We start from the raw sequence: 23,966 nt of genomic DNA on the forward strand, positions 1-23,966 counted from the left end.
TTAAATGGCTGAAAAGAGTAAAGAGTTAGATGGTTTAAAAAAATCCGCCATATTGTTGGTATTATTGGGGCCTGAGAAAGCTAGTAAAATATTAAAAAAGTTGGATGAAGAAGAGGTCGAACAGTTAACCTTAGAAATAGCAAATTTGGAAAAAATTGATGAAAAAACAAAAAAAACAGTTATGGACGAATTTGGAGAATATATAAAGGCGAAAGATTACATCAACACCGGTGGTGTTGAATATGCGAGAAATCTTCTGGAAAAAACTTTTGGACCAGAAAAAGCCATAGATATAATAGACAGATTGGTATCGAATTTGCAGGTAAAACCTTTTGAATTTTTAAAAAAAGTGGATGTTTCCCAGATGGTTAATGTGTTACAAAATGAACATCCACAAACGGTAGCACTGATCTTATGTTATCTTTCTCCTCAAGCAGCTTCTCAAGTTATTTCTGAACTGCCTGAATCTTTACAATTAGACGTGATAAAAAGAATTTCTACTATGGATTCTGCAAACCCCGATATCGTAAAAGAGATAGAAAGTAGGTTAAAGGATCGTCTTTCCGCTTTCACCGTTCAAACTTTTTCTCAGGTTGGTGGGATAGATGTTACCGCAGAAATAATGAATAATATTGATAGGGCGGTCAGCAATAAAATATTTGATAAACTTTCAGAAAGAGATCCAAAACTGTCCGATGAAATTAGAAGACGAATGTTTGTTTTTGAAGATATTGTCAAGTTGGACGATAGATCTATACAAAGAATACTTCGTGAGGTAGATAGTAAGGATTTAACAATGGCTTTAAAAGGTTCTAGCGAAGAAGTTAAAAATGTCATTTTTAAAAACATGTCCAAAAGGGCTTCACAGATTGTAAAAGAAGAATTAGATTTCATGGGACCTGTTAGAATTAGGGATGTAGATGAGGCTCAGCAAAGAATCATCAACGTAATCAGAAAACTTGAAGAGTCCGGTGAGATTATTATAGCTGGTGGTGGGGCAGGTGAAGAACTGATTGAATAAAAGAATTGTAAATAATAAATTTGTTGTGTTAGACAAAGCCTTTGAATTATCTGTAGAAGAGATAGAGCAAACACAATATGAAGAAAAAAAAAGAGAAAAGGATAAATTTAAAGATCAGATTGAAAAAAATGCTCAAAAAGAAGCTGAAAAAATAATTGAAAATGCTAAAATTACAAGCCAAAAAATCATTGAAAACGCAGAATTAGAAGCTCAAAAGGTAAAAGAAGAGCTAATTAAATACGTAGAAGATAAGAAGAAGGCCCTTGAAGAGGAGCTTAAAAAGGTTAGAACTCAAATTCAAAGGATTTCAAAAGAGTATGATATATATATTAAAGAGTTGTCACAGCAAAGCTTGGTTTTCTGTGAAAATACTATCAAAGCTGTTGTCGAAAGATATTTTAAAGAAAAGATTGACTTTCCTCAGTGGGTGGAAATTATTTTTCAGAATTTTGAAAAAAAACTTTCTTCGTTACAAAATTCCAAAATTAAAATAAGTCCTTCTTTTAATAAAGAATACGCCGATTTAATAAGAGAAAAGTTTTCTGACTTTTTTTACATCATAGAAGATCCTTCTTTGAAAGATAACCAAATAGTTTTGGAAACAGAGCAAGGGATTTTCGATCTAACTCCTCAGACTTTTTTAGAAGACATTTTGAACATGTTGGAGGAAGCTTTAGATGAAAAAAAATAGTTTCGCCTCATCTTTAGCATATTTTACAGATAAATTAACAAACAGACCTTTATTTGAGCTGGAAGGTAAAATTAGTAGAATAATAGGTGTCACAATTGAATCAATTGGTCCCAGTGTAGCTTTAGGGGACCTGTGTAGGATAAAATTGAAAGATGGTTCAAAGATTTTTGCAGAGACCGTTGGTTTTTCCGATAATAAAGTACTGTTGATGCCACTAGAGGATGTAAGCGGAATCTATGTGGGAGCACCGGTAGAAAGAGTAGATAGTAAAATCAACGTGAAAATTAGCTCAGAACTCTTAGGACATGTGTTGGATGGTTTAGGAAGATCAATGGATGGTTCCAAAATAAAGAGCTATGAGAGTAAAAGTATATATAGAGCTGCGCCTAACCCTCTTTTAAGAAACAGGATTAAAGAACCTTTATCCGTAGGAGTGAAGGCGATTGATGGTTTTTTAACTCTTGGTAAAGGCCAAAGAATTGGAATAATGTCAGGAAGTGGCGTAGGGAAAAGTACTTTATTAGGAATGATCGCCAGAAACACGGAAGCAGATATAAACGTCATTGGGTTGATAGGAGAAAGAGGAAGAGAAGTTAAAGATTTTATTGAAAAAGATCTAGGGGAGGAGGGACTAAAAAAATCTGTTTTAATAGTTTCAACTTCAGATTCACCTGCTTTACTAAGAGTAAAAGCTCTTTACACAGCCACCACTATTTCAGAGTATTTTAGAGATTTAGGTTACAATGTTTTATTGATGGTAGATTCGATTACTAGATGGGCTATGGCTCAGAGAGAAATAGGACTTTCCATTGGCGAACCACCAACCACCCGAGGATATACACCGAGCGTCTTTGCAAATATGCCGAAAATTTTAGAAAGAGCCGGGAACTCAGAAAAAGGAAGTATGACTGCAATCTATACAGTATTGGTTGAAGCCGATGATATGAACGATCCAATTGGTGACGCTGTAAGAAGTATAGTTGACGGTCATATTGTTCTTTCAAGAAGCCTCGCAGATTCTTCGCATTATCCCCCGATAGATATCCTTTCCAGTGTAAGTAGGTTGATGAAAGAAGTAGTAGATGAAAAACACCTTAAAGCTGCTATGTTTATTAAAGATATTTACGCTAGCTATGTCAACTCAAAGGATTTAATCGAGGTTGGTGCGTATAAGAAGGGGAGCAATAAAAAAGTAGATATAGCCTTGGAAGAAATAGAAAATATAAATAATTTTTTAATCCAGAGAATAGAAGAAAAAGCCCCATTTGAACAAACGTTGAAAAGGTTATTCGAAATATACCAAAAGTACAACTAGATTTAACTAAATAGCAGGAGGCAGAAAATATTGTTGAAAGCTGAATATGCCATCATCATCTATGTTATAATGATTGTTTTTTTCTTGCTTTTAATTCGAATGTTATCAAAAAGATATTTAAAACCTCCTAAATACAGGAAAGTTAAAGAAAGTATTTCAGCTTATTTGTACCTATTACCTTCTTTTGTAGTTCTGGGAATATTTGTTTTTTGGCCTATATTTTATTCCTTCTATCTGAGCTTTTTTAAGTGGGATTTTCAAAATCAAGATAATCCGATATTTATTGGGTTTCAAAATTATATAGAATTATTTAAATTAAATAGGCCTGTGAATATAACCTTCAACGAAGTATTTTTCAATACACTTCTAATATTCATGACCAATATTCTTATCATTCATTTAATCTTTGACCTAAAAAAGGTAAAGACTCCTAACCAAAAATATTTAGTTATTTCCATGAGTATATTGGGAATAATTTCTTTGTTAACTATTAATTCAATACAGTATCTGAATGTAATAAGCGCTTTAGTTCTTGTAGTTTTTTACACTATTTTGTTATCTTTGCGCTTTTTGGATCAAATGTCTAATAAGATTTTTCTCCGTATAATTTTGTTTATTGGATTATGGATAACCTTTTACTCATTAGGAGTACCGGAAATTATTAGGTTTTTGACTTTGGCAAAAGAACAGTCGTTGTTCATCAAGGCGATATGGAATACCACTTATTATGTTCTACTTTCCACACCTATAACCATTTTGTTTTCCTTGTTAATAGCCTTGTTATTGAATAGGAAATTATATGGCAAAACTGTTTTTAGAACAGTTTATTTTATTCCATTTGTTACTAGTGTCGTGGCAATTTCATTAGTATGGCAGTGGATATTCAATGACAATGGTTTATTAAACTATATTTTAACTCAAATTGGTTTCTCCAAAATTCCTTGGTTGAAGGATCAGAAGTTTACGATACCCACCGTCGCAATAATATCTATATGGAAAATGGTGGGATATTACGCGATAATCTTTTTGGCGGGTTTACAAAATATTGATAAAACTTACTATGAAGCAGCTGAAGTGGATGGAGCTACGCCCTTTCAAAAATTTCAGTTCATTACCTTACCTTTACTATCTCCAACAACTTTTTTTATAATCATAGTTGCAATGATTGGTGCATTTAAAGTCTTTGATGAGATTTTTATTCTGTATGTAGGTATACCCGGACCTTACAACAACAGTGGAATGACCATGGTTTACTACGTGTTTGATATGTTCTATGTTCAACAAAGGATGGGAAGAGCTAGTGCTGCTGCTTACGTGCTTTTTGGAATTATTCTATTGTTTACAATCCTTCAGATGAGAGGTAGCAGAAGAAGAATATATTACGATTCTTAAGGGAGGAAATTATACTTGAATTATTCAAAGTTTGTTAAAACCCTTTGGACTTTGATAGTTTACATACTGTTAGCTGGAAGCGCAATTGTTATGCTCTTGCCTTTTGCCTGGATGGTAATGACCTCTTTGAAAACAAGTAGTGAGATCAACTTGTGGCCTCCAACATGGACAACAAAAAATTTTCAGAATGAATGGGATTTAAATTTGAAATTAACTCCCTCAAAGCCTTCTCCAAGAACAGGCTTAGGTTTATCTGAATTTAGAATCTTATCAACCCAAGAGAGCTACAATCCATACAAATTGGTCTATGAAATAGATGGGGACTTCGTAAGTCGGGGAAGGGTCCAACTCTCTTTAAACAAAATCGATTACACTCACAAAACAAGTATCGAAGTTATGATGTCTGATATATACGATTATATTTCAAATATTGAATTAAGAGAAGATTTATCGAGCTTATTTGCTGTAGAAGATTATTCACTTGAAAACTTCGAAAGTATTTATTTTGGTCTTTTCTCCCAAGAGAACGGTTATTTTAAACAAACTACTACGATAAGAAGGACACAGCAAAGTATAAGCAAAGTTCAAAATTTTATAGATATAACCCTTGAAAGAAACATCAACCTTTTACCATATTTTAGAACGAATCCGAATATGACAGAAAGTCAAAAAGAAAATATTACAAGAAATAAAGAAATATTTTCTGATTATTTGGAAACAATAAAATCGAAAGTCAACGATTTGAATTCAAAACTATCTTCCTATCCAGCGGAGTTAAGAATAATTAGTGAATATGAGGTAGAACAAATAATTAATTTACTCGCTGATTTTTTATCTGAGATTCAAACTTTTGAAGATGGCATACTATCCAACACTAATACTTTGATCCAAAAAAATATTTACGAGCCTATTATGAAAGATATCAACACCTTAACTTTCTATATGTATTTTAAAGAAAAATATAGTGTGGAGCAAGATATTAAAGTTAAAGATGTGAACATAATATTCGACGTTCCTACCAGAAAAACAAAGTATCAAAATATTATAAATGGAATACAGGATAGTGAATTTCCTGAGTCATTTAAACAAATTGTGATTTCATTGGCTAACGAAAGAGATATAGATAATTTGAATCAAGAAGTTGTTTCATATCTTGAGAACGCTTTCTTATATGATGTAAGAAATTCCTTAATAGAAGATCCTAGAAACCTTTCAAAATACACGCAAATCATCAGAACGTTATCAGTGAACCAGGCTACTCTTGAGCAAGCCCAGAAACTACTCCCTAATTCCGACTATAATTTTTTAATAGAACACGTTCAAGGAAAAGAAGAAGAGTTCTCTAGGATATTGGAAAAAAGAAAAGAATATGATAGAATATTAACAGAATTCAATAAGTTTTTTCTTGATACGATCTCCATAGTAAATATTGTTAACGCACCGTCCTTTGTTGATATGATTTTGTACAAAAACAATTCAAATATTGAAATATACACAGTAAACGTACCATCAATTTGGTTGGTTGATGATGTGCCATCTGGAAAAGTTGAATATTCTTTTAATCAGGTATTAGGGAATATATTTCAAAATTATGTGGATGCATGGAATGCTGCCCCGTTTTCTCGATACTATATAAATACTATTTTCGTTGCTCTAGTAACTACGATTTTAGAAATAATATTCGCCTCAATGGCTGCATTTGCATTTTCGAAACTTAATTTTTGGGGAAAGGACTTTATTTTTATAACTTTTTTAGCCACTATGATGATACCTGGAGAGGTCCTATTGGTACCAAATTATATAACTATTAGTAGATTTTCTTGGATAGACAGTTATTATGCTTTGATCATCCCGTGGGTGATTAGTGTTTTTGCCATATTTTTGATCAGACAACAGTTTATGACTGTCCCAAACGAGTTATGGGACGCTGCTAAGATAGACGGATCTTCAAGTTGGAGATTCTTATGGACGGTTATGGTCCCACTTAGTAAACCTGCAATTTTAACAGGTGCGCTGTTAAAATTTGTAGGAAGCTGGAACGCCTTTTTATGGGTTTTGATCGTGACCAAAAGTCCTGAAATGAGAACACTTTCAGTGGGACTGCAAAATTTTAGAACTGATGCGGGAGAGATCTATAATCTTTTAATGGCAGCATCTACCTTTACTATGATTCCTATAGTAATTTTGTTTATATTTTTGCAAAGATATTTCATAGAAGGTATCGCAAGAACTGGATTGAAAGGTTAAATATCAGATTCAACTTAGGAAGTGAGTATAATTCCATTTATTGAATTAGATAGAAGCAAAAGTAAGAAAAGACAATTGCGTGATCATAAAAAACTAAATATTTCTTTTATTTTGCGACTTTTATTTTTAAGCGCCATAATATTCATGTTGGGATTCGTCTCTTTTCAAATATATAGGCAAATAGATTTGTATTACAATTTAAAAGAACAGTACAATGAAATCGAAAAAAGAAAAAAAGAACTGAATGATGAAATCCTGAAGAGAAACCAAGTCCTATTGGACTTAAAAAATCGATTAGCTGACGAAGGAGTTATAATAAATGGTGAAGAATTCCAGCAAATGGATCTTTACAACTTCCCATAAGCCAAATAAAAATCAAATAGAAAAAGCACTGCAACTAGCCAACAAATACGGTGGTGTTTACCTAGAAAGAAATAAGCTCCAGATGAACAAAGAAAACTTTTATTTTGTAATAGATAAGAAACTATCGCTAAACTTTCAATGGGAGGATGGAAAATTATTTTTCCATCCGTCTGTTTCCAAAATAAGATTAAACAATTATTTAAAGAACGGAATTGATTATTTAATAAACGCTGTGTCCCCACAAAAAAGCGATATTATACTTGATTTAACTCTCGGACTTGGAAGTGATGCTTTACTATTGTCTCATTTTTGTAAAGAAGTAGTAGGTTTAGAGGCTTCTTTTCCTATATATGCGGTCGTTGTAGAAAATATAACAAACTACGATTATAAAGAAAACTGGATGAAAGAAGCCTCAAAAAAGATTGAAGTTATCAATTCTGATTTTAAAATTTTTTTAAACGAGCAAAAAGAAGAAAGTTATGACGTTGTTTATTGTGATCCTATGTTCGAGAATCCTCAGTACAAATCAAGCTCTATCAATCCTTTAAGGAAATTTGCTCGATATGACAAAATTACAAAAGTAGATTTAGAAAAGATGGTCAAAATAGCTAAGAAAAAAGTAGTAATCAAAGCACGTTCTAATGACAGTGTATGGGATTTGTACAACTTCGATAAAAAAAATGGAAGTAAAAAAAGCGGGGTATTTTTCGGAGTGATTGAAAAGTGAACAAAGTTTTAGTTATAGCGGGTCCTACAGCTGTTGGAAAAACAGAGATATCCGTTGAAATAGCCAAGAGAATTAATGGCGAAATAATTTGTATGGACTCTAGGCAAATTTATAGTCATCTAATAATCGGTACCGCTGTGCCTGATGAAGAAACAAAAAAAATGGTCCCTCATCACTTATTTGGTTCAATAGATCCACGTATACATTTTACAGCTTTTGATTATAAAAAAATAGCAGAGAAACAGATTAGTGAAGTTCTAAAAAGAGGTAATACACCAATTTTAGTTGGAGGAACAGGTCTATACCTTGATGCTTTGAGGAAAGGGTTTTTAAATGTAAAATCTGACTATGGTTTAAGGACTTATTTAAGAAAATTAGAAAAAAATAATCCTGGCGTGTTGAGAAAAATATTGGTAGATTTGGATCCACAAAGAGCTCTAAAAATACATCCAAACGATTTAAAAAGAATCATTAGAGCCATTGAGATTTACATTATAACCGGTATTAAAATGGGGGATATTGTAAAAGAAAATAGGCAAAGTAACAATTCTTTTGATTATCATATAATCATACTAGATAGGGAAAGGCAAGAATTACATGAAAGGATAAATAAAAGAGTCCACCAAATGATAGATGAAGGCCTGATAGATGAGGTACGAAATCTCTTGTCTTTAGGATATTCTACCACTCTTAACGCTTTAAACACCATAGGTTATAAAGAAGTGATACACTATCTATATGCGAAAATCGATTTTAATGAAATGATTCATCAAATAAAAGTAAACACTCGTAACTATGCCAGAAGGCAGATTATATACTTTCGTAAGATTGAATCTGCAAAATGGATTAATTTGAGCCAAACAACTCAAGAAGATGTAGTAGATCAAATATTATGTGAATTTATTTAAATTTTTCTTATACGAGGGGTGATAACATGGCAGAAAAATTTAATTTGCAAGACCGATTCTTGAACATTCTGAGGATTAACAAGATAGAAGTAAAACTTTATTTAGAAGGGGGATTTCAAACAAGCGGAGTGGTGAGATCTTTTGATGATTATACGGTTTTATTGGAAAAAAATGGCGAACAATCCTTGGTTTATAAACATGCCATAAAAATGATGGCACCTTCAAAATATATTAAACTTTTTCAGGAACAGCCGTCTAAAGATGAGTAGAAAAAGCAAAAGCAAACACTACCCCCCGAAACAAGGGGTAGTTTTCTAGTATTTTTTACACAATAACGTCAAAAGAACTTTGGAGGGAATTAATTTGAAAAAAACTTTACTGATATTTTTGTATATCCTAGTATTTTCTATTTTTGTTATTTCTCAACTATTTCAGCCACCTATAAAAAACTCATACATAACAGCTTCTTTTGGGGAATACAGAGATACTGGAATGGATCCACATTTTCATACAGGGATAGACTTTTCTACTTTTAGCAGAAAGGGAGAACCTGTTTATCCAGCAGCTGAAGGTTCTCTTTATAAGATTTGGTTAAACGATCCTCTTTACGGCAATGCAATATTTTTATACCATGAAGACTCTGATTTAATTAGTGGATATGCCCATTTAAGTGTTTTCTCCGATAAAATATCTAATTATTCTCAATTAGTTCAAAACGAATTTGGGAATCAACGGATCGAAATTATTTTTCCCAAAGGCGGAATCCCAATAAAGCTAAATGAGGTTATAGCTTATTCAGGTGATACAGGGGAAGCTATAGCCCCTCACTTGCATTTTGAGGTTTTAAAGCAATCTGGAGAGGAATTCATCATTTATGATCCACTTGAATTTTTGGAATATCAAGAATCAAGAAATAAATCTTTGGAATTAATGAGAATCAGATCCAATAACAAATATTTTGAAGTTACAGAAAATGGAGAAACCGTTGTAGAATACACAGGTAACTTTCCCCGGATAGACATTAGAGTACGTGAAAAATTAGGGAACAACTCCACTATTCTTCCTAAAAAAGTTTCTATGTATATCAATGGGGTTTTAACCTATAAATTGGATTTTAGCATAATCAAGGAATCCGAAATATACAAAGCTGACTTTGTGTTTGGATATGGTTCAACATCTTCCATATATTGGCTGAAAATGTACTCTGATAACTATTTATCTTCAATAGTTATCAATGACTTTTCAGCATTTTCTAATGAAACTTCAAGGACTTTAAATTTAAATGGAGAGATCGTTTTAGAGGACATATGGGGTAATGAAAAAGTTTATAAATTGAAATTCATAAAACCATAAGAAATGTTAATTTTATTTTTAAACATTAACAATCTATGATTTTTCTTCATTTGTAGAATTTGATTTTTTTGGTATAATTTACCTCGTGGAATTCTAAAGATAACCTGAAATCTCGTGAAAAATTCGAAGAAAGCAAGGAGGCTACAATGTGAAAAAAATGCTCTTTACCAGTGAAAGTGTAACGGAAGGTCATCCTGACAAAATCTGTGATCAAATTTCTGATACTATACTTGATGCTATCCTGGAAAAAGAACCCGAAGAAAATAAGATAAATGCTCGATGTGCTGTGGAAACTTTAGTAACAAGAGGGTTAGTGATAGTAACAGGTGAAGTTAGAACCTCAGCATATATAGATGTCCCAACACTTGTCAGGAATACTATTCTAGATATAGGTTATAACAGAGCTAAATTTGGGTTTGATGGTGAAACATGTGCAGTAATTACTTCTATTGAAGAACAATCAGCTGATATAGCTTTAGGTGTTGACAGGTCGTTAGAAGTTAAATCAAAACAAGAAGAAGAAGATCCTTTTGAAAAAATAGGGGCCGGCGATCAGGGCATTATGTTTGGATATGCCACAAATGAAACGGATGCTTATATGCCGTTACCTATTCTTTTAGCTCACAGACTTGCAAAAAGATTGGCAGATGTTCGAAAATCCGATACATTGGATTTTTTGAGGCCAGACGGTAAAACTCAAGTAACAGTAGAATACGACGAAAATAATAAACCTGTGGGTATAGAGACTATACTTATCTCCACTCAACATTCACCTGATATAAAAAGGCAGGAGTTAGAAGAAGCAATAAAAGAGCATGTAATAATTCCAGTCATACCTGAAAATCTCTTTACAAAAAACACAAAAATTCTTATCAATCCTACAGGAAGATTTGTGATTGGCGGACCTCAAGCAGATACAGGGCTCACTGGAAGGAAGATAATTGTTGATACATATGGCGGTTGGGCTCCACATGGTGGGGGAGCTTTTTCAGGAAAGGATCCCACCAAAGTTGATAGATCCGCTACTTATATGGCAAGATATGTAGCTAAAAATTTAGTAGCAAGTGGTGCTGCAGATGAAGTTTTAATTCAACTTTCTTACGCAATTGGCGTTGCAGAACCTGTTTCAATAAATATTGACACGAAAGGTACCGCGAAGGTCGAAGAAGAAAAAATTTATAAAGTAGTCAAAGAGATATTTGATTTTAGGCCTGCGGCAATAATTAACAACTTAGATCTATTACAACCTATTTACAAAAAAACTGCTGCTTATGGGCATTTTGGAAGAAAAGATGTAGAATTTCCATGGGAAAGATTGGATAAAGTTAAGGAATTGAAAGCAGCATTAGGATTGTAATTCAGTTGAAAAGCGAAGTAGAGAAATACTAACTTTTTTATCCTGAAGACGGTTGCGGGGTAAAAGGACACACAGACCTTTAGTCCTTACGGGTGCGGACGGAGTGGGGTGAAGCCCTTCCTCTCCCTCTCGGCGGGCTAGGGAAAATGAATGAGCGCTAATACAAAGCTTTAGAATTTCTAAAAACAATAAAAAAACAAAAGTTGAGGAGGTATTTTAAAAATTGCCAAATAAAAAATCAGCAGAAAAAAGGGTTAGACAATCAGAAAAAAGAAGGCAAAAAAATCGTGGATATCAAAAGAGAATCAAGGAAATTTCTAAGGAAATAGACAAGAAGATTCAAGAAAATGCTGAAAGGGAAGAATTGATGCAGCTATTAAGTAAGTCTTTTAAAATTATTGACACCGCAAAATCACATGGCGCCGTGCATAAAAATTATGCTGCAAGGAAAAAATCCAAACTACATCTAAAGATAAAAAAATATTTGGGCGAAATGGCACCAGAGAGTTCCTCGGTAAATGAGTAATTGATAGGATTATAACCCCCTTTTTTGGAGGTAATAAAGTTTTGAATTCTTATTCTTATTTACAAATGTATCAAATAAATACAAAGGACGTAAAAAGTTATCCTATCGAATGGAATAAAATTTTTGGAAACAGCAATAAGTCAATAGTTGAAATTGGATTTGGTGGTGGGGAATTTTTAGTAAATTTAGCTAAAGAGAATAATAATTATAATTATGTTGGCATAGAGACATCTCTAACTTCTTGTCACAAAATAAAAAAGAAGATTTTTCTAAATAATTTAAATAACATACAAATAATCTTGGAAGATGCAAAATTTGCCGTCCGAGAATTTTTTTCTGATAACTCGATTAGTAAAGTAATAGTTAACTTCCCATGCCCATGGCCAAAAAGCAAGCATGCAAAAAACCGTCTTTTTGACGAAAAATTTTTAGATACATTATCGTCGGTATTAGAAGTAGATGGTGAAGTGATTTTAACAACCGACGTTTGGACATATGCTTCTGAGGTTAAAGAAAAATTTTTAAGCAACGGATGTTTTGAAGTAAAAAATATATCCGAAATTCAACAATTACCATTCAAAACGAGATACGAAAAAAAGTGGGAAAATGAAGGAAGGAAAAAGTATTTATTAATCGCACAAAAAAGATGCAAAAAAGAGATAAAAAGATTGTTAGAAGGGGAAATTAATTTGCCTCATCAAAAAATCCAGAAAATGAATTTTGATAAATTACAATCTTTGGTTGGATTTAAAAAATCCTCTAAAAACAAAACTTTAGTTATAAAAGATATATATGCTAAATTAGATGGTTCAGAATATTTAGTGAAGGTTTTTTCCGAAGACGATAGGTATATTCAAAGTTACTTTGTTGATGTCATCAAAATAAAAGAAGGTTGGTTAGTAAAATTAGACGATATAGCAAAAGCTTATCGAACCCCTTCAGTCAAAGAGGCGGTAAATATAATTGCCAAGGAGCTAGAAAATTAATGGCTCATATAACGATTTTGGGAGCAGGTAGTTGGGGAACCGCTATAGCGAAACATTTGGTTGGTAACCATCAAAAAGTAACAATTTGGGATAGAGACAAAAAGCTTTTACGAGAAATAAAAAAAGGAAAAAATCCTCGATATTTATCTACCCTAAAACTCCCTGCCAAAGAGATAAATGTTGAATGGGATATAAATGAAAGTTTAAAAAATGCACAAATTGTAATTATAGCTATCCCTGTTCAACATATATCAGAGGTATTGAGCAAAATTCACAAAGACTCTCTTACGAACAAAGATGTTGTTTTTGTCAACCTATCAAAAGGAATGGAAATTAAGAAGCAAAAAATACCCAGTAGAATTTTTGAGGAATATCTGTCAGGGTATAACTATTGTACACTAAGTGGTCCCAGTCATTCAGAAGAAGTAGCAAAAGATGTACCTACGTCAGTTGTAGTTGCAGGTAGAGACAATAAGGTCAACAAATATATACAGGAAATTTTTAGCAATGAAACTTTTAGAGTATATACCAACAATGATTTAATAGGAGTAGAAATCAGTGGTGCAATAAAAAACATATATGCAATAGGTGCAGGTATAATAGATGGATTTGGAAAATGGGATAACACAAAAGCGGCTTTAATCACACGTTCATTGGTTGAAATTATTAGGTATGGAACATATTATGGAGGAAATAAAGAAACGTTCATGGGATTGGCGGGGATTGGAGATCTTGTTGTAACATGTACTAGCTCACATAGCAGAAATAGGTACGTTGGAGAAATGCTTTCAAAAGGTATGAGTTTGAAAACAATTTTGGAACAGATGGTTATGGTTGCAGAAGGGGTCTACACGGCTAAAGCTGTGTATAACGACGCAAAAGAAAAAGAAATTGAAATGCCTATCGCTGCCAAAATTTATCAAGTACTATATGAAGGTTTAGAACCAAAAACAGCTATTTATGAATTAATGACAAGGGATTTGAAATCAGAATTTTTTAATTGAAAGACAGTGTGATATAATTAAACAAGAAAGTCAAATTTTAAGGAGGCATTCGAATGCAAGTTTCTTTAGACCAGCTTTTACAAGCATTGATGGTACGTTTGGAAAGTTTAGAAATTTCTATAGAAGATTTAAAATTTAGAACAAATGTGGCTTTAAGGTTAATCAAGAAAAACGACTTGGTGGATGAGGACAAGGTGAAAGAATCTGTAAAGGAAGAATTAAATGCTTTAAATGAACTAAGTGAAGATAAGATGGATTTAAGCGATGAAAGAATAGAAGAAATCTCAAAAGGAATAATACAATGGATTGATAATGACTTAGATAGTCTAAAGAAAAGAATGGCAGATTACCAGGAAAAAATGAAACAGTTACTTGAGCAAGAAGAAGCGGCAGGTAACATTAGTATTGCACCCCCAGAACTGTTGAACCAATTAGAAAGAACGGGCATTGGAAAGAATCAAAAAGAAAAAGACAAAAATAGTGGAAATATAATCATCCCTTAAAGTTAGATTTTGTAAAACAAAGGCCGGTATCAACTTACCGGCTTTTGTTTTTATACACCCGTTTTGAAAGGCAGACTTCATTAAAAAAACATTCCATGCACTTTGGAGAAATTGACTTACAAATCTTCTGACCAAAATTCACCATTGAACCATTCAAAGGCCCCCATAATTCAGATGGTATAATTTTTCTCAATTGGACTTCAGTTTCTTCAGGTGTTTTTGTTGTTACCCATCCGAGTCTATTGGAAATTCTATGAACGTGTGTATCAACCGCAAGTGCTTCTTTACCAAAAGAAACATACAGAACTATATTGGCTGTTTTTCTCCCCACCCCTGGAAGCTTAATCAACTCTTCTAATTCATCAGGTACTTTTCCGTTATATTTTTCAATTAAAATTTTAGAAATATTAATAATTCTTTCGGATTTTTGTTTGTACATACCTGCAGGTTTGATCAGATCATATAGATCCTGAGGTTTCAATTTAGAAATCTCAAAAACATTTTTGTAGCGAGAAAAAAGTGATTTAAAAGCTTTTTCAGTATTTTCATCCTTTGTTCTTTGGGAAAGCACCGTTTCAATTAGAACCTTATAAGGATTGGTTTCAGAATTAATGCGTGGAAACATATGTATGATCTTTTCTGCTTGATTTTTAATATTTCTCTTCATATTTTCTCCTCATATCCTAAAGTTTTTGGAAACTTTTTAATAAGTTTAAGGGCTCACCCTCTTTTGTGATTTCCCAAACACAGAATTTAATACTTAATGTTTTTGTTTTTGGTGTTTATGGGGTTTACCCTTTTGCAGCCTTGAGAAAAAACTTTTTGCTGATCTGTGCAAAATGGTCTTTTTCTTAATGCTTTTGAATAACTTTCCTAATCTCATTTGCTTTGCTTTTGCCGTTTTACGCAAAAAGCTTTTTAATAATGCTTTAGAAGTAATATCCTCATTCTCATTTGCGAAGCAAATGCGTTCGGGGATCTTAAGGGGTTTACCCCTTAACGCTTAATTATAGCACCAAAATATTAAAATGAATAAAGGGTGAAAATATGAAAAAAATTGTGGTAAAATATAATGAATTGTTTAAATAATATAAACTATAGGAGTGACACCTTTGAAATCTTGTATAATTGCAACAGGTAACGAACTAACAGAAGGTATTATATTAGACAAAAACTCAAAATACCTTGCTGAAAAGCTCAAATATATTGGATACGATACTTTAAAAATAACGAATGTAAAAGATGATTTACCTTTGATAAAATTATCCATTCGAGAAGCATTGGAAATGTGTGATACAATATTTATTACAGGCGGGTTAGGACCAACACAAGATGATTTAACAGTTCAAGCTGTTTCTGAATTTTGTAACATAGATATCGTATTAAATGAAGATTTATTTGAGAAAATAAAACAGTATTATTATAACAAAACTGGAAAATACCTAAGCATATTAAAAAAACAAAGCTATGTTTTAAAAAATGCCGAGATATTACAAAATCCTTTAGGGAGTGCGCCTGGTCAGAAAGTTCAGGTTAATGGTAAAACCATTTATTTATTGCCAGGACCGTATAATGAAATGAAATCAATCTTTGATTCATATATATATAATGAATTAAAAAGTGATGTGAAAAATGACAACATAGAATATTCACTTTATTTTTATGGTTTAACAGAAGCTGAGTTAATGCAAGAAGTTTCTGTTATCTTAAAAAATTGTGATTACTCTACTAAAATTGAAGAATACGTTGGTCCGAGTTTAAGGATTAGGATGCAAAAAAATGACGATTTCGAGCCTATATTGGAAAAGATACTATCTCAACTTAGTAAGTATTTTATTGGTTTCAAAAGTTTAGAAATTTCTTTATTCAACGCATTAACGGAAGCTTCAAAAACACTTTCTTTTGCTGAGTCATGTACCGGAGGTATGCTTTCGGATACATTGGTATCCATTCCAGGTGCTTCTAATGTATTCAAAGGTTCGGTGGTAACGTATTCTAATGATTCAAAAGTAAAATTATTGGATGTTAAAAAAGAAACGATAGAGAAGTTTGGAGCTGTTAGCGAAGAAACTGTCAAAGAAATGGCATATGGTTTGAAGAAAATTATGCAAAGTGATATCTGTGTAGCTGTTAGTGGTATTGCAGGGCCGAGTTCAGGAAGTGAACAAAAACCTGTGGGGACTATATGGTTTGGTTTTCTCACTAATGAAAATTTTGTTGCCCTAAAAGAAGTTTTTTCAGGAGACAGGAATGAAATTCGAAAAAGAGCAACCTATTTTGCTTTTTGGAATATTTTTAATTTGGTTCGAAATCAAAATCCATAGTAAAGTGTATATAACGGTTTAAAATAGGAGGGGATAAAAGTGGCGAATTATGATGTATATTTAAATGTTTTTTTAGAGGAATCCAAAGAAAATATTCAAGAACTTAATGACCTTCTACTTGAACTTGAAAAAGATAAAAGTAATCTAGAAATAATAAACAATATTTTTAGAGTTATTCACACCTTAAAAGGTATGGCAGGGACAATGGAGTTTGATACGTTGGCTAAATTTTTACACAAATTGGAAAATGTGTTAGATTCTTTAAGAAATAAAAACATTGATTTAACCGATGATCTAATGGATTTTTTGTTTAAAACTTCGGACGCTTTGGAAGAGAGTATTTCAGATATCGCGCAAGGAGGGAAGGGCAGCATAGAAAAACTGGAAAAACTGTTAGATAAAATTGACTCGTTTGGAGAATTAGCTGGTTCGTCTAAACCTCCTAAAGATAAAACAGCTGAAAAAGAAGAAAATCCAGTCAACCAGAGTAACGACATTTATTCTAAAATGGACAACAAAACTAAGGAACTTTTGGAGAATGTTTTTAAAAAAGCAAAAGAAAGAAATCTTAACTTTTTAATTTTGAAGGTTATTTTAGAGGATGGTGTTCAGTTAAAACAAGCAAGAGCTTACGCTATACATCACAAATTAGAAGAAAACGGTTGTGAGATAGTTTATACCTATCCTAGTGTCGAAGAGATAGAAAAAGAAAATTTTGATAAAGAGTTGATTTTTGGGGTTGTTACCTCTAAAAGTATTGGGGAGATAGCAGAACTCGTCAATAAAATTGCCGAAGTGGAATCGGTTTATGTTGATGAATTTTCAACAAACAACCTATTTGGTTCAAAAGAGAAGAATAATGATAAGGAAGAAGACTTAAAAAAAGAAGGTTTAGAGAACAACAAAAAAGAAGTTAAGCTTTCAAGAAGTATAAGAGTAGATATAAATAAATTGGATAATTTGATGAATTTAATGGCAGAACTCGTTATAGCTCGAAGTAGAATTATTGAAACTTTAAGTAAGTACGATGTAAAAGAAGTTGATGAAAGCTTAACCCAACTTTCAAGGATAACCTTAGATCTTCAAAATGTTGTTATGAAAATTAGAATGGTTCCTGTTGCGTTTGTCTTCAATCGATTTCCAAGGCTTGTACGGGATCTTGCAAAAGAATTAGGGAAAAAAGTGAACTTTGTTATTCAAGGGGAAGAAACGGAATTAGATAGAACCGTTGTTGATGAGATAGGTGAGCCTTTAGTTCATTTATTAAGGAACTCCATAGATCATGGTATAGAAGGTCCTCACGAGCGTTTGGCCAAAGGTAAACCTGAAACAGGAACGTTGAAGTTATCAGCTAGGCATGAAGGGAACGGAGTTATCATAGAAGTCGAAGATGATGGAAAAGGGTTCGATAAAAATGAAATACTCCGTACAGTTATAAATAAAGGATTGATCAGCTCATCAGAAGCATCAAAATTAAGCGATGATGAGATATACAATTTTGTCTTTTTACCAGGTTTTTCTACTAAAACCGCTGCTACTGAATTGTCAGGTAGAGGGGTTGGAATGGATGTAGTTAAAAGTACTATAGAGAGTTTAAAAGGTACTATTTCTTTGGAAACAAAAAAGGAAAAAGGCACAAAGATAAGTATTAGTTTACCTCTTACCTTGGCAATTATCGAAGCTCTTTTAATAACTGTAAATGATCATGTCTATGCGATACCTATCGCTAACATTGATACAACTCAAAGAATGAGTGATGGTGAGTTAAAAGTTGTCCAGGGTCAAGAAGTTTTCCTTTTGAGAGGGGAAGTAATGCCTGTAGTACGGTTAAGGAAGCTGTTTGGTTATGAAAAGAAAAAAGGTTCTTCAAACGAATATATTATTATTGTGAAATTGGGAAACAAAAAATATGGGGTTGTTGTTGATAAATTATTAGGTCAAGATGATATAGTTATCAAATCCTTGGGGTCTTTGCTGAGTGATGTTAAAGAATTTAGTGGAGGTGCAATTTTAGGAGACGGTAGGATAGCTCTTATATTAGATGTGGCTTCTTTAATATAATAAATAATTTAATTACTAAAGTAATTAAATGAAGGTGTGTAGTAAGGCTAAAGAGTTCTTAAACAAATTTCAGAAGTTAGAAAGGTATTATAAATAGTTGTAAAAGAGGGGGAAATATATGATGGAAGACGTGCTTTCTTTCAAAATTGTGGATCAAGAATATGCTTTGCCAATAGAGAATATAGAAAGTGTTGTAGATAAGACTGATGTAACACCCGTTCCAAATTCAAAATACTTCGTAGTTGGTTTAATAAATTTAAGAGGAAGAATAGTTCCCGTTATAGAATTAACTAAGATTTTAGGAATTGAAGTTCCAGAAGACCACATTTATCAAAATATCCTTGTTTTAAAAATAAACGAAGAGGAAATAGGAATGTATGTAGATGAAGTTGAAAACGTTCTTTCTATCGATCCTGAAAAGTTGGAAAAATTCCAATCAAATGAGTCAGTTTATTCAGATAAAGTTAAAGGCGTTGTAAAGATAGGAAACAGATTGATAGTATATCTTGATTTAGAAAGTATCTTAGAGGCCGAGTTAGAAAAGTAAAAATTTTAAAGTCTTCGGAGGTGTTTTAATGGCTAAAACTGTCTTAATAGTTGATGATGCTGCATTTATGAGAATGATGTTAAAAGACATATTAACGAAAGGAAATTATGAAATAGTCGGAGAAGCTAGCAATGGTCAAGAAGCTGTCGAGAAGTATCAAGAATTAAAACCAGATTTTGTTACTATGGATATAACTATGCCCATAAAAGATGGTATTCAGGCTATAAAAGAGATTAAGAAAATAGACCCTAACGCTAAGATAATAGTTTGCAGCGCAATGGGACAACAAGCTATGGTTATAGAATCCATTCAGGCTGGAGCTAAGGATTTCATTGTAAAACCATTCCAGGCTAATAGGGTTATAGAAGCTTTACAAAAATTGGAGTAGTTTAAATGCCTACTAACTATGCAACTCCAACCAATAATTTGGTTAATGTGTCGTTTTGGTACTTAGCCATAATTTTACTCATCATACTTCTTGGGGTATTTTATTATATACTGGTTAAGACATTAAAACAGGGGCCAAAAAGTAAAGAAGTGAAGATGATAAAAAAATATTATCTTGATAGGAATTTATACGTTGGAGTATTGAAAATTTTTAAAGAATATTACATTATTTTGGCTACTTCCAGTTCCAGTGAGATAATAAGAAAGTTAGAAGAAGAAGAGGTTCAGGAAATCATGAATGAACATCCCAAATTTCTTGAAACCTTTTCAAACATATTGAAAAAAGATAAAATTTCAAGGGAAAGGAAGAGGAAAAATTAGAAAAATAAAAACGATTATAACCCTTATTCTTTTTATTCTGACTCTTAGTTTAATTTTTCCTCAAAATACTATTCAACTCCCAGGAATAGATATACAAATAAACCCAAATGAAGAAGTTAATACTTTAACGCCGACGTTGACAATACTTTTAATCGTAACCGTTTTGTCATTAGCCCCAGGGTTTCTAATGTTATTTACTTCATTTACAAGAATAGTTGTAGTGTTAAGCTTTTTGAGGCAAGCCATGGGCACTAGGCAAGCCCCTCCAAATCAAGTAATGTTGGCTTTGGCACTTTTTTTAACGATAATGATAATGTTTCCTGTTTTTAATGGGGTGTATCAAGAGGCAATTATTCCTTACAATCAAAATGAGATTAACTATCAAGAAGCTATACAAATTAGTTGGCAACAATTCAAAGGTTTTATGATTTCAGAGATTGTAGCCCATAAAAACGAAGACAATATCTATATGCTTTCATCTTCAATAAATATAGAGATAGATAATATCGAAGAAACTCCTTTTCAAATTCTTGTACCAGCATTTGCAATAAGCGAGTTGGAAATCGCCTTCAAAATGAGTATATTACTCTATTTGCCATTTATCATAGTAGATATGGTGGTAGCAAGTATTCTATTATCAATGGGGATGATCATGATACCTCCAATTCTGATTTCTTTACCTTTTAAAATAATGATTTTTGTAATGGTAAATGGATGGGACCTCTTGATTGGTGGATTAGTAAGGAGTTTTGTGGGAGGATGATCTCATGAGTGAAGAGGTACTAATAGAGGTTTTTGAAAACGGTATACTTCTTTTTCTGAAAGTGGTCTCTCCAATTCTAATAATAAGTGTAGCCGTGGGGTTGATTATCAGTGTATTCCAAGCCGTTACACAGCTTCACGAACAAACGTTGACATTTGCACCTAAAATTATAATAACCTTTCTTGCTTTGGTTTTGATGTTCTCTTGGATAATGCAAAACTTATCAGATTTTTCATTTGAGTTATTCACATATTATTTGGGAATGATTTAGGTGGTATTAGAAAACTTAACATACCAATTATGGATTTATTTTTTTATCTTTGCCAGGATGGCTGGAATTACTTTTTTTATCCCTTTTTTTAGTACTGCTTTCGTTCCTGTTCAGGGAAAAGTCTTCATAACGTTATTTATTTCTTATTTGGTGCTTTTTGAGGTTAACGGCACTTTTCCCATAAATTCACCACCTATAGTGATAATATTCTATTTGTTAATGAATTTTGTTTTTGGAAGTAGTGTAGGATTAATCGCCAATATTTTGTTTTATGCTTTTCAATTTGCTGGGGAAACGATAGGTATACAAATGGGATTTGCAATGGCGAATGTTTTCGATCCTGTAACTAGCGATGAGATCTCTTTAATTTCGGAACTTTCATTTTTGTTGAGTATGTTGCTTTTTTTTATCTTTAAAGGGCCATTAATTTTATACTCAATAATTATAGATTCTTTCAACAAGATTCCCGTTGTTTTTACTCTAACTCCTGATGGATTTATGATTTTTTCTCAAAAATTATTTGATGTATTTACTATAGGACTTCAACTTTCTATGCCATTTATTGCATTTATGATACTTTTAAAGGTTGCTTTGGGGATAGTATCTAGATTGATTCCTCAGGTTAATGTTTTTATGGTGGGTATTCCACTACAAATACTGGTAGGATTTTTACTTTTTTTAGGAGTGATTTTGATTTGGGAAGATCAATTTACATCTCTATTCTTTCAACTGATAAAATGGATAAAAAACTCAATGATTCTTCTATTTCAATAAACCTTCAACTCTTTGCTGATCCAGATAAAACAGAAGATCCCACGCCTAGACGGTTAGAAAAAGCTCGAGAAGAAGGTAACATTCCTAAATCGAACGAATTTAACATGGCTGTTGGTTTTTTATCAATTTCCCTTTTCTTGTGGGTAATATTTGAGCCTTTACTTAACGATATTTTTAAGGTATTTTACGATTATTTATCTTTAGATTTAGATTTTTCACCAACAGATTTGCTTGGATATGAGATTAGCGCACATATGAACTTATACATTAAATTGGTACTGTTTTTTGGTGTTGCCGTTGTAGTTTCTACCCTTTTGGGAATGATTCAAACCAAATTTTTGTTTACTTTTAAATCTTTAAAATTGGATTTGAGCAAAATAAATCCCATTAAAGGATTTAAAAGGTTATTTTCTCTAAGATCAGTAGTGGAACTTATAAAAGCTCTTTTAAAATTAAGTATATTAGGATTGTTAACCTATAATATAATAAAATCTAATTGGTATAAGATACTTTCGTTGGCAGAGGAAGAAACTTCTTTCTCCTTTAATGTGATTTTTGATTTAGTTATTAATATACTTTTTCAATTAGGAATAGTTCTGCTTCTACTCAGTTTGTTTGATTTTTGGTATCAGAGGTATGAATATAAAAAAGAGCTAAAAATGAGTAAGTATGAGGTCAAACAAGAACGAAAAGAAATTGAAGGGAACCCTGAAATTAAACAAAGACAAAGAGAATTGATGAGAAATTTAGCAAGAAGTAGGATGATGCAAAAAGTTCCCGAAGCGGACGTTGTTATCACCAATCCTACTCATTATGCCGTTGCGATAGAATACAAACCTGAAGAAATGCAGGCTCCGATAGTTGTAGCAAAAGGGAAAGATGAAGTAGCCTTTAAGATAAGAGATATTGCTTTTAAACATGGAATTCCAATCTTAGAAAGACCTGGTTTGGCAAGGGAAATTTATGAGAAAGTTGACTTAAACGAAGAAATTCCAGAAGATCTATATACCTTAGTTGCAGAAGTACTAGCTTACGTCTACAAACTCAGTTATTAATTCACTGGAGGGTTAGCGATGAATTTTAATAGAATAAAAGGGTTAGATATAGTAATTTCCATACTCATCGTGGGAATAGTTGTGTTGATGGTTATACCTATTCCTACCTTTTTGCTAGACTTTTTGCAACTATTGAACATAATCGTTTCTATTGTAATCTTATTGGCTACCTTATATTTGAAAAGGGCTTTGGATATCTCTATTTTTCCATCTTTGTTATTGGTTATGACCATTTTTAGGTTGGCCTTGAACGTTTCGTCTACTCGTTTAATACTGCTAAACGGTAAAAATTTCGAAGGAAAAGTAATAAGGACCTTCGGTGACTTTGTTGTTGGTGGAAATTATATTGTGGGAATCATCCTCTTTTTGATCCTTGTTATAATACAATTTCTTGTAATAACTAAAGGAACAGAAAGAATATCTGAAGTTGCCGCAAGGTTCACTTTGGATGCCATGCCTGGCAAACAGATGAGTATAGACGCTGACATGTCTTCTGGGTTGATTAACGAAGAAGAAGCTAGGCAAAGAAGAGAAGACATACGAAGAGAAGCTGACTTTTATGGAGCTATGGATGGAGCTAGTAAATTTGTAAGAGGGGATGCGATCGCTGGTTTAATAATAACCCTTATCAATTTAGTTGGGGGTTTAATAATTGGGATGTTACAGCAGGGACTAACGATTGCAGAGGCGGCAGAAGTATTCACCCTACTTACCGTTGGTGATGGGCTAGTTGCTCAAATTCCTGCGTTGTTGATTTCAACCTCTGCAGGTATGATAGTATCAAGAGCCGCTTCAAAAGATAATTTTGGTGTTGATTTAATAAGACAACTTACTTCTGACTCAAGGGTTTTGAATATAGCTGGTGGAATAATAATATTTTTAGGTATGTTGACACCAATTCCAATTTTCCCTTCGTTGATTTTAGGAGGAAGTTTACTTTTTGTAGCTTACGTGAGCAGAGTGAGTGAAGGTCAGCTAGCGTACGAAACTCCTGGGTCAAGCGGGGGGGG

Annotated in this window: 26 protein-coding genes; 25 read left to right on the forward strand and 1 reads right to left on the reverse strand. The window is 32.6% G+C overall.

What is annotated here, in order from left to right:
• Nucleotides 1–4: 4 nt before the first annotated feature.
• From fliG to AD60_RS06940, 15 genes are all read left to right on the forward strand, one after another.
• Nucleotides 5–1,021, forward strand: coding sequence for a flagellar motor switch protein FliG (gene fliG / locus AD60_RS06870; protein ID WP_103877046.1), 1,017 nt, complete (start codon nt 5–7; stop codon nt 1,019–1,021).
• Nucleotides 1,014–1,712 (forward strand): hypothetical protein, encoded by a 699-nt coding sequence (locus tag AD60_RS06875; RefSeq protein WP_103927512.1) that lies wholly within the window; start codon nt 1,014–1,016, stop codon nt 1,710–1,712. Before fliG ends, AD60_RS06875 begins: the two co-directional genes overlap by 8 nt.
• A complete protein-coding gene (locus AD60_RS06880) occupies nt 1,699–3,027 on the forward strand; it encodes a FliI/YscN family ATPase (RefSeq protein ID WP_103927513.1) in 1,329 nt (442 codons plus the stop codon). The genes AD60_RS06875 and AD60_RS06880 overlap by 14 nt, the downstream gene beginning before the upstream one ends.
• 30 nt (nt 3,028–3,057) lie before the next feature.
• The gene (locus AD60_RS06885; protein WP_103927514.1) at nt 3,058–4,419 is read left to right on the forward strand and encodes a carbohydrate ABC transporter permease; all 1,362 of its coding nucleotides are present in this window, start codon (nt 3,058–3,060) and stop codon (nt 4,417–4,419) included.
• A gap of 15 nt (nt 4,420–4,434) precedes the next feature.
• Nucleotides 4,435–6,666 carry a carbohydrate ABC transporter permease gene (locus AD60_RS10400; RefSeq protein WP_199177867.1) on the forward strand — a complete coding sequence of 744 codons (2,232 nt, stop codon included), beginning with the start codon at nt 4,435–4,437 and terminating at the stop codon, nt 6,664–6,666.
• A 75-nt stretch (nt 6,667–6,741) separates the two neighbouring features.
• Nucleotides 6,742–7,029, forward strand: a complete 288-nt coding sequence (locus AD60_RS06895; protein WP_146048835.1) for a hypothetical protein — start codon at nt 6,742–6,744, stop codon at nt 7,027–7,029.
• Nucleotides 6,986–7,756: a class I SAM-dependent methyltransferase gene (locus tag AD60_RS06900; RefSeq protein WP_103927515.1), complete on the forward strand. Its 771-nt coding sequence runs from the start codon at nt 6,986–6,988 to the stop codon at nt 7,754–7,756. Before AD60_RS06895 ends, AD60_RS06900 begins: the two co-directional genes overlap by 44 nt.
• On the forward strand, nt 7,753–8,664 hold the full coding sequence (gene miaA, locus AD60_RS06905) for a tRNA (adenosine(37)-N6)-dimethylallyltransferase MiaA (protein ID WP_103927516.1): 912 nt from the start codon (nt 7,753–7,755) through the stop codon (nt 8,662–8,664). Before AD60_RS06900 ends, miaA begins: the two co-directional genes overlap by 4 nt.
• Before the next feature lie 26 nt (nt 8,665–8,690).
• Nucleotides 8,691–8,933 (forward strand): RNA chaperone Hfq, encoded by a 243-nt coding sequence (hfq, locus tag AD60_RS06910; RefSeq protein WP_103877053.1) that lies wholly within the window; start codon nt 8,691–8,693, stop codon nt 8,931–8,933.
• Nucleotides 8,934–9,027: 94 nt separating this feature from the next.
• Nucleotides 9,028–10,017, forward strand: coding sequence for a M23 family metallopeptidase (locus AD60_RS06915; protein ID WP_103927517.1), 990 nt, complete (start codon nt 9,028–9,030; stop codon nt 10,015–10,017).
• Nucleotides 10,018–10,174: 157 nt separating this feature from the next.
• Nucleotides 10,175–11,374, forward strand: coding sequence for a methionine adenosyltransferase (gene metK, locus AD60_RS06920; protein ID WP_134080036.1), 1,200 nt, complete (start codon nt 10,175–10,177; stop codon nt 11,372–11,374).
• Nucleotides 11,375–11,597: 223 nt separating this feature from the next.
• Nucleotides 11,598–11,900, forward strand: coding sequence for a 30S ribosomal protein S20 (rpsT, locus tag AD60_RS06925; protein WP_103066720.1), 303 nt, complete (start codon nt 11,598–11,600; stop codon nt 11,898–11,900).
• Nucleotides 11,901–11,941: 41 nt separating this feature from the next.
• Nucleotides 11,942–12,886, forward strand: coding sequence for a tRNA (guanosine(46)-N7)-methyltransferase TrmB (gene trmB / locus AD60_RS06930; RefSeq protein ID WP_103927518.1), 945 nt, complete (start codon nt 11,942–11,944; stop codon nt 12,884–12,886).
• Nucleotides 12,886–13,890 carry an NAD(P)H-dependent glycerol-3-phosphate dehydrogenase gene (locus AD60_RS06935; RefSeq protein WP_103927519.1) on the forward strand — a complete coding sequence of 335 codons (1,005 nt, stop codon included), beginning with the start codon at nt 12,886–12,888 and terminating at the stop codon, nt 13,888–13,890. The genes trmB and AD60_RS06935 overlap by 1 nt, the downstream gene beginning before the upstream one ends.
• A 53-nt stretch (nt 13,891–13,943) precedes the next feature.
• Nucleotides 13,944–14,393 (forward strand): hypothetical protein, encoded by a 450-nt coding sequence (locus AD60_RS06940; RefSeq protein ID WP_103927520.1) that lies wholly within the window; start codon nt 13,944–13,946, stop codon nt 14,391–14,393.
• Between the two features lie 34 nt (nt 14,394–14,427).
• Here the strand turns inward: AD60_RS06940 and nth are convergent, their stop codons facing one another.
• Nucleotides 14,428–15,060: an endonuclease III gene (gene nth, locus AD60_RS06945; RefSeq protein ID WP_103927521.1), complete on the reverse strand. Its 633-nt coding sequence runs from the start codon at nt 15,058–15,060 to the stop codon at nt 14,428–14,430.
• A gap of 445 nt (nt 15,061–15,505) precedes the next feature.
• Between nth and AD60_RS06950 the strand changes: the two genes are divergently transcribed.
• The 10 genes from AD60_RS06950 to AD60_RS06995 all read left to right on the forward strand — a co-directional run.
• Nucleotides 15,506–16,717, forward strand: a complete 1,212-nt coding sequence (locus AD60_RS06950; RefSeq protein ID WP_158248403.1) for a CinA family nicotinamide mononucleotide deamidase-related protein — start codon at nt 15,506–15,508, stop codon at nt 16,715–16,717.
• A 39-nt stretch (nt 16,718–16,756) separates the two neighbouring features.
• Nucleotides 16,757–18,778, forward strand: a complete 2,022-nt coding sequence (locus AD60_RS06955) for a chemotaxis protein CheA (protein ID WP_103927523.1) — start codon at nt 16,757–16,759, stop codon at nt 18,776–18,778.
• Nucleotides 18,779–18,896: 118 nt separating this feature from the next.
• Entirely contained in the window at nt 18,897–19,325 is a 429-nt protein-coding gene (locus AD60_RS06960; protein WP_233186842.1) for a chemotaxis protein CheW, read from the forward strand.
• A gap of 28 nt (nt 19,326–19,353) precedes the next feature.
• The gene (cheY, locus tag AD60_RS06965; protein WP_103877067.1) at nt 19,354–19,713 is read left to right on the forward strand and encodes a chemotaxis protein CheY; all 360 of its coding nucleotides are present in this window, start codon (nt 19,354–19,356) and stop codon (nt 19,711–19,713) included.
• 5 nt (nt 19,714–19,718) lie between these two features.
• Nucleotides 19,719–20,093, forward strand: a complete 375-nt coding sequence (locus AD60_RS06970; protein WP_103927525.1) for a hypothetical protein — start codon at nt 19,719–19,721, stop codon at nt 20,091–20,093.
• Nucleotides 20,089–20,856, forward strand: a complete 768-nt coding sequence (gene fliP, locus AD60_RS06975; protein WP_370445636.1) for a flagellar type III secretion system pore protein FliP — start codon at nt 20,089–20,091, stop codon at nt 20,854–20,856. Before AD60_RS06970 ends, fliP begins: the two co-directional genes overlap by 5 nt.
• A gap of 4 nt (nt 20,857–20,860) precedes the next feature.
• Nucleotides 20,861–21,127 carry a flagellar biosynthesis protein FliQ gene (fliQ, locus tag AD60_RS06980; protein WP_103877070.1) on the forward strand — a complete coding sequence of 89 codons (267 nt, stop codon included), beginning with the start codon at nt 20,861–20,863 and terminating at the stop codon, nt 21,125–21,127.
• Complete coding sequence (gene fliR, locus AD60_RS06985) at nt 21,128–21,901, forward strand: flagellar biosynthetic protein FliR (RefSeq protein ID WP_103927527.1); 774 nt, start codon at nt 21,128–21,130, stop codon at nt 21,899–21,901.
• Nucleotides 21,823–22,956 carry a flagellar biosynthesis protein FlhB gene (flhB, locus tag AD60_RS06990; RefSeq protein ID WP_233186844.1) on the forward strand — a complete coding sequence of 378 codons (1,134 nt, stop codon included), beginning with the start codon at nt 21,823–21,825 and terminating at the stop codon, nt 22,954–22,956. The genes fliR and flhB overlap by 79 nt, the downstream gene beginning before the upstream one ends.
• Nucleotides 22,957–22,974: 18 nt before the next feature.
• The coding region (locus AD60_RS06995; protein ID WP_146048836.1) for a flagellar biosynthesis protein FlhA at nt 22,975–23,966 on the forward strand (992 nt) is incomplete at its 3' end.

The organism is Petrotoga sp. SL27 (genome assembly GCF_002924605.1).
GTDB lineage: Bacteria > Thermotogota > Thermotogae > Petrotogales > Petrotogaceae > Petrotoga > Petrotoga sibirica.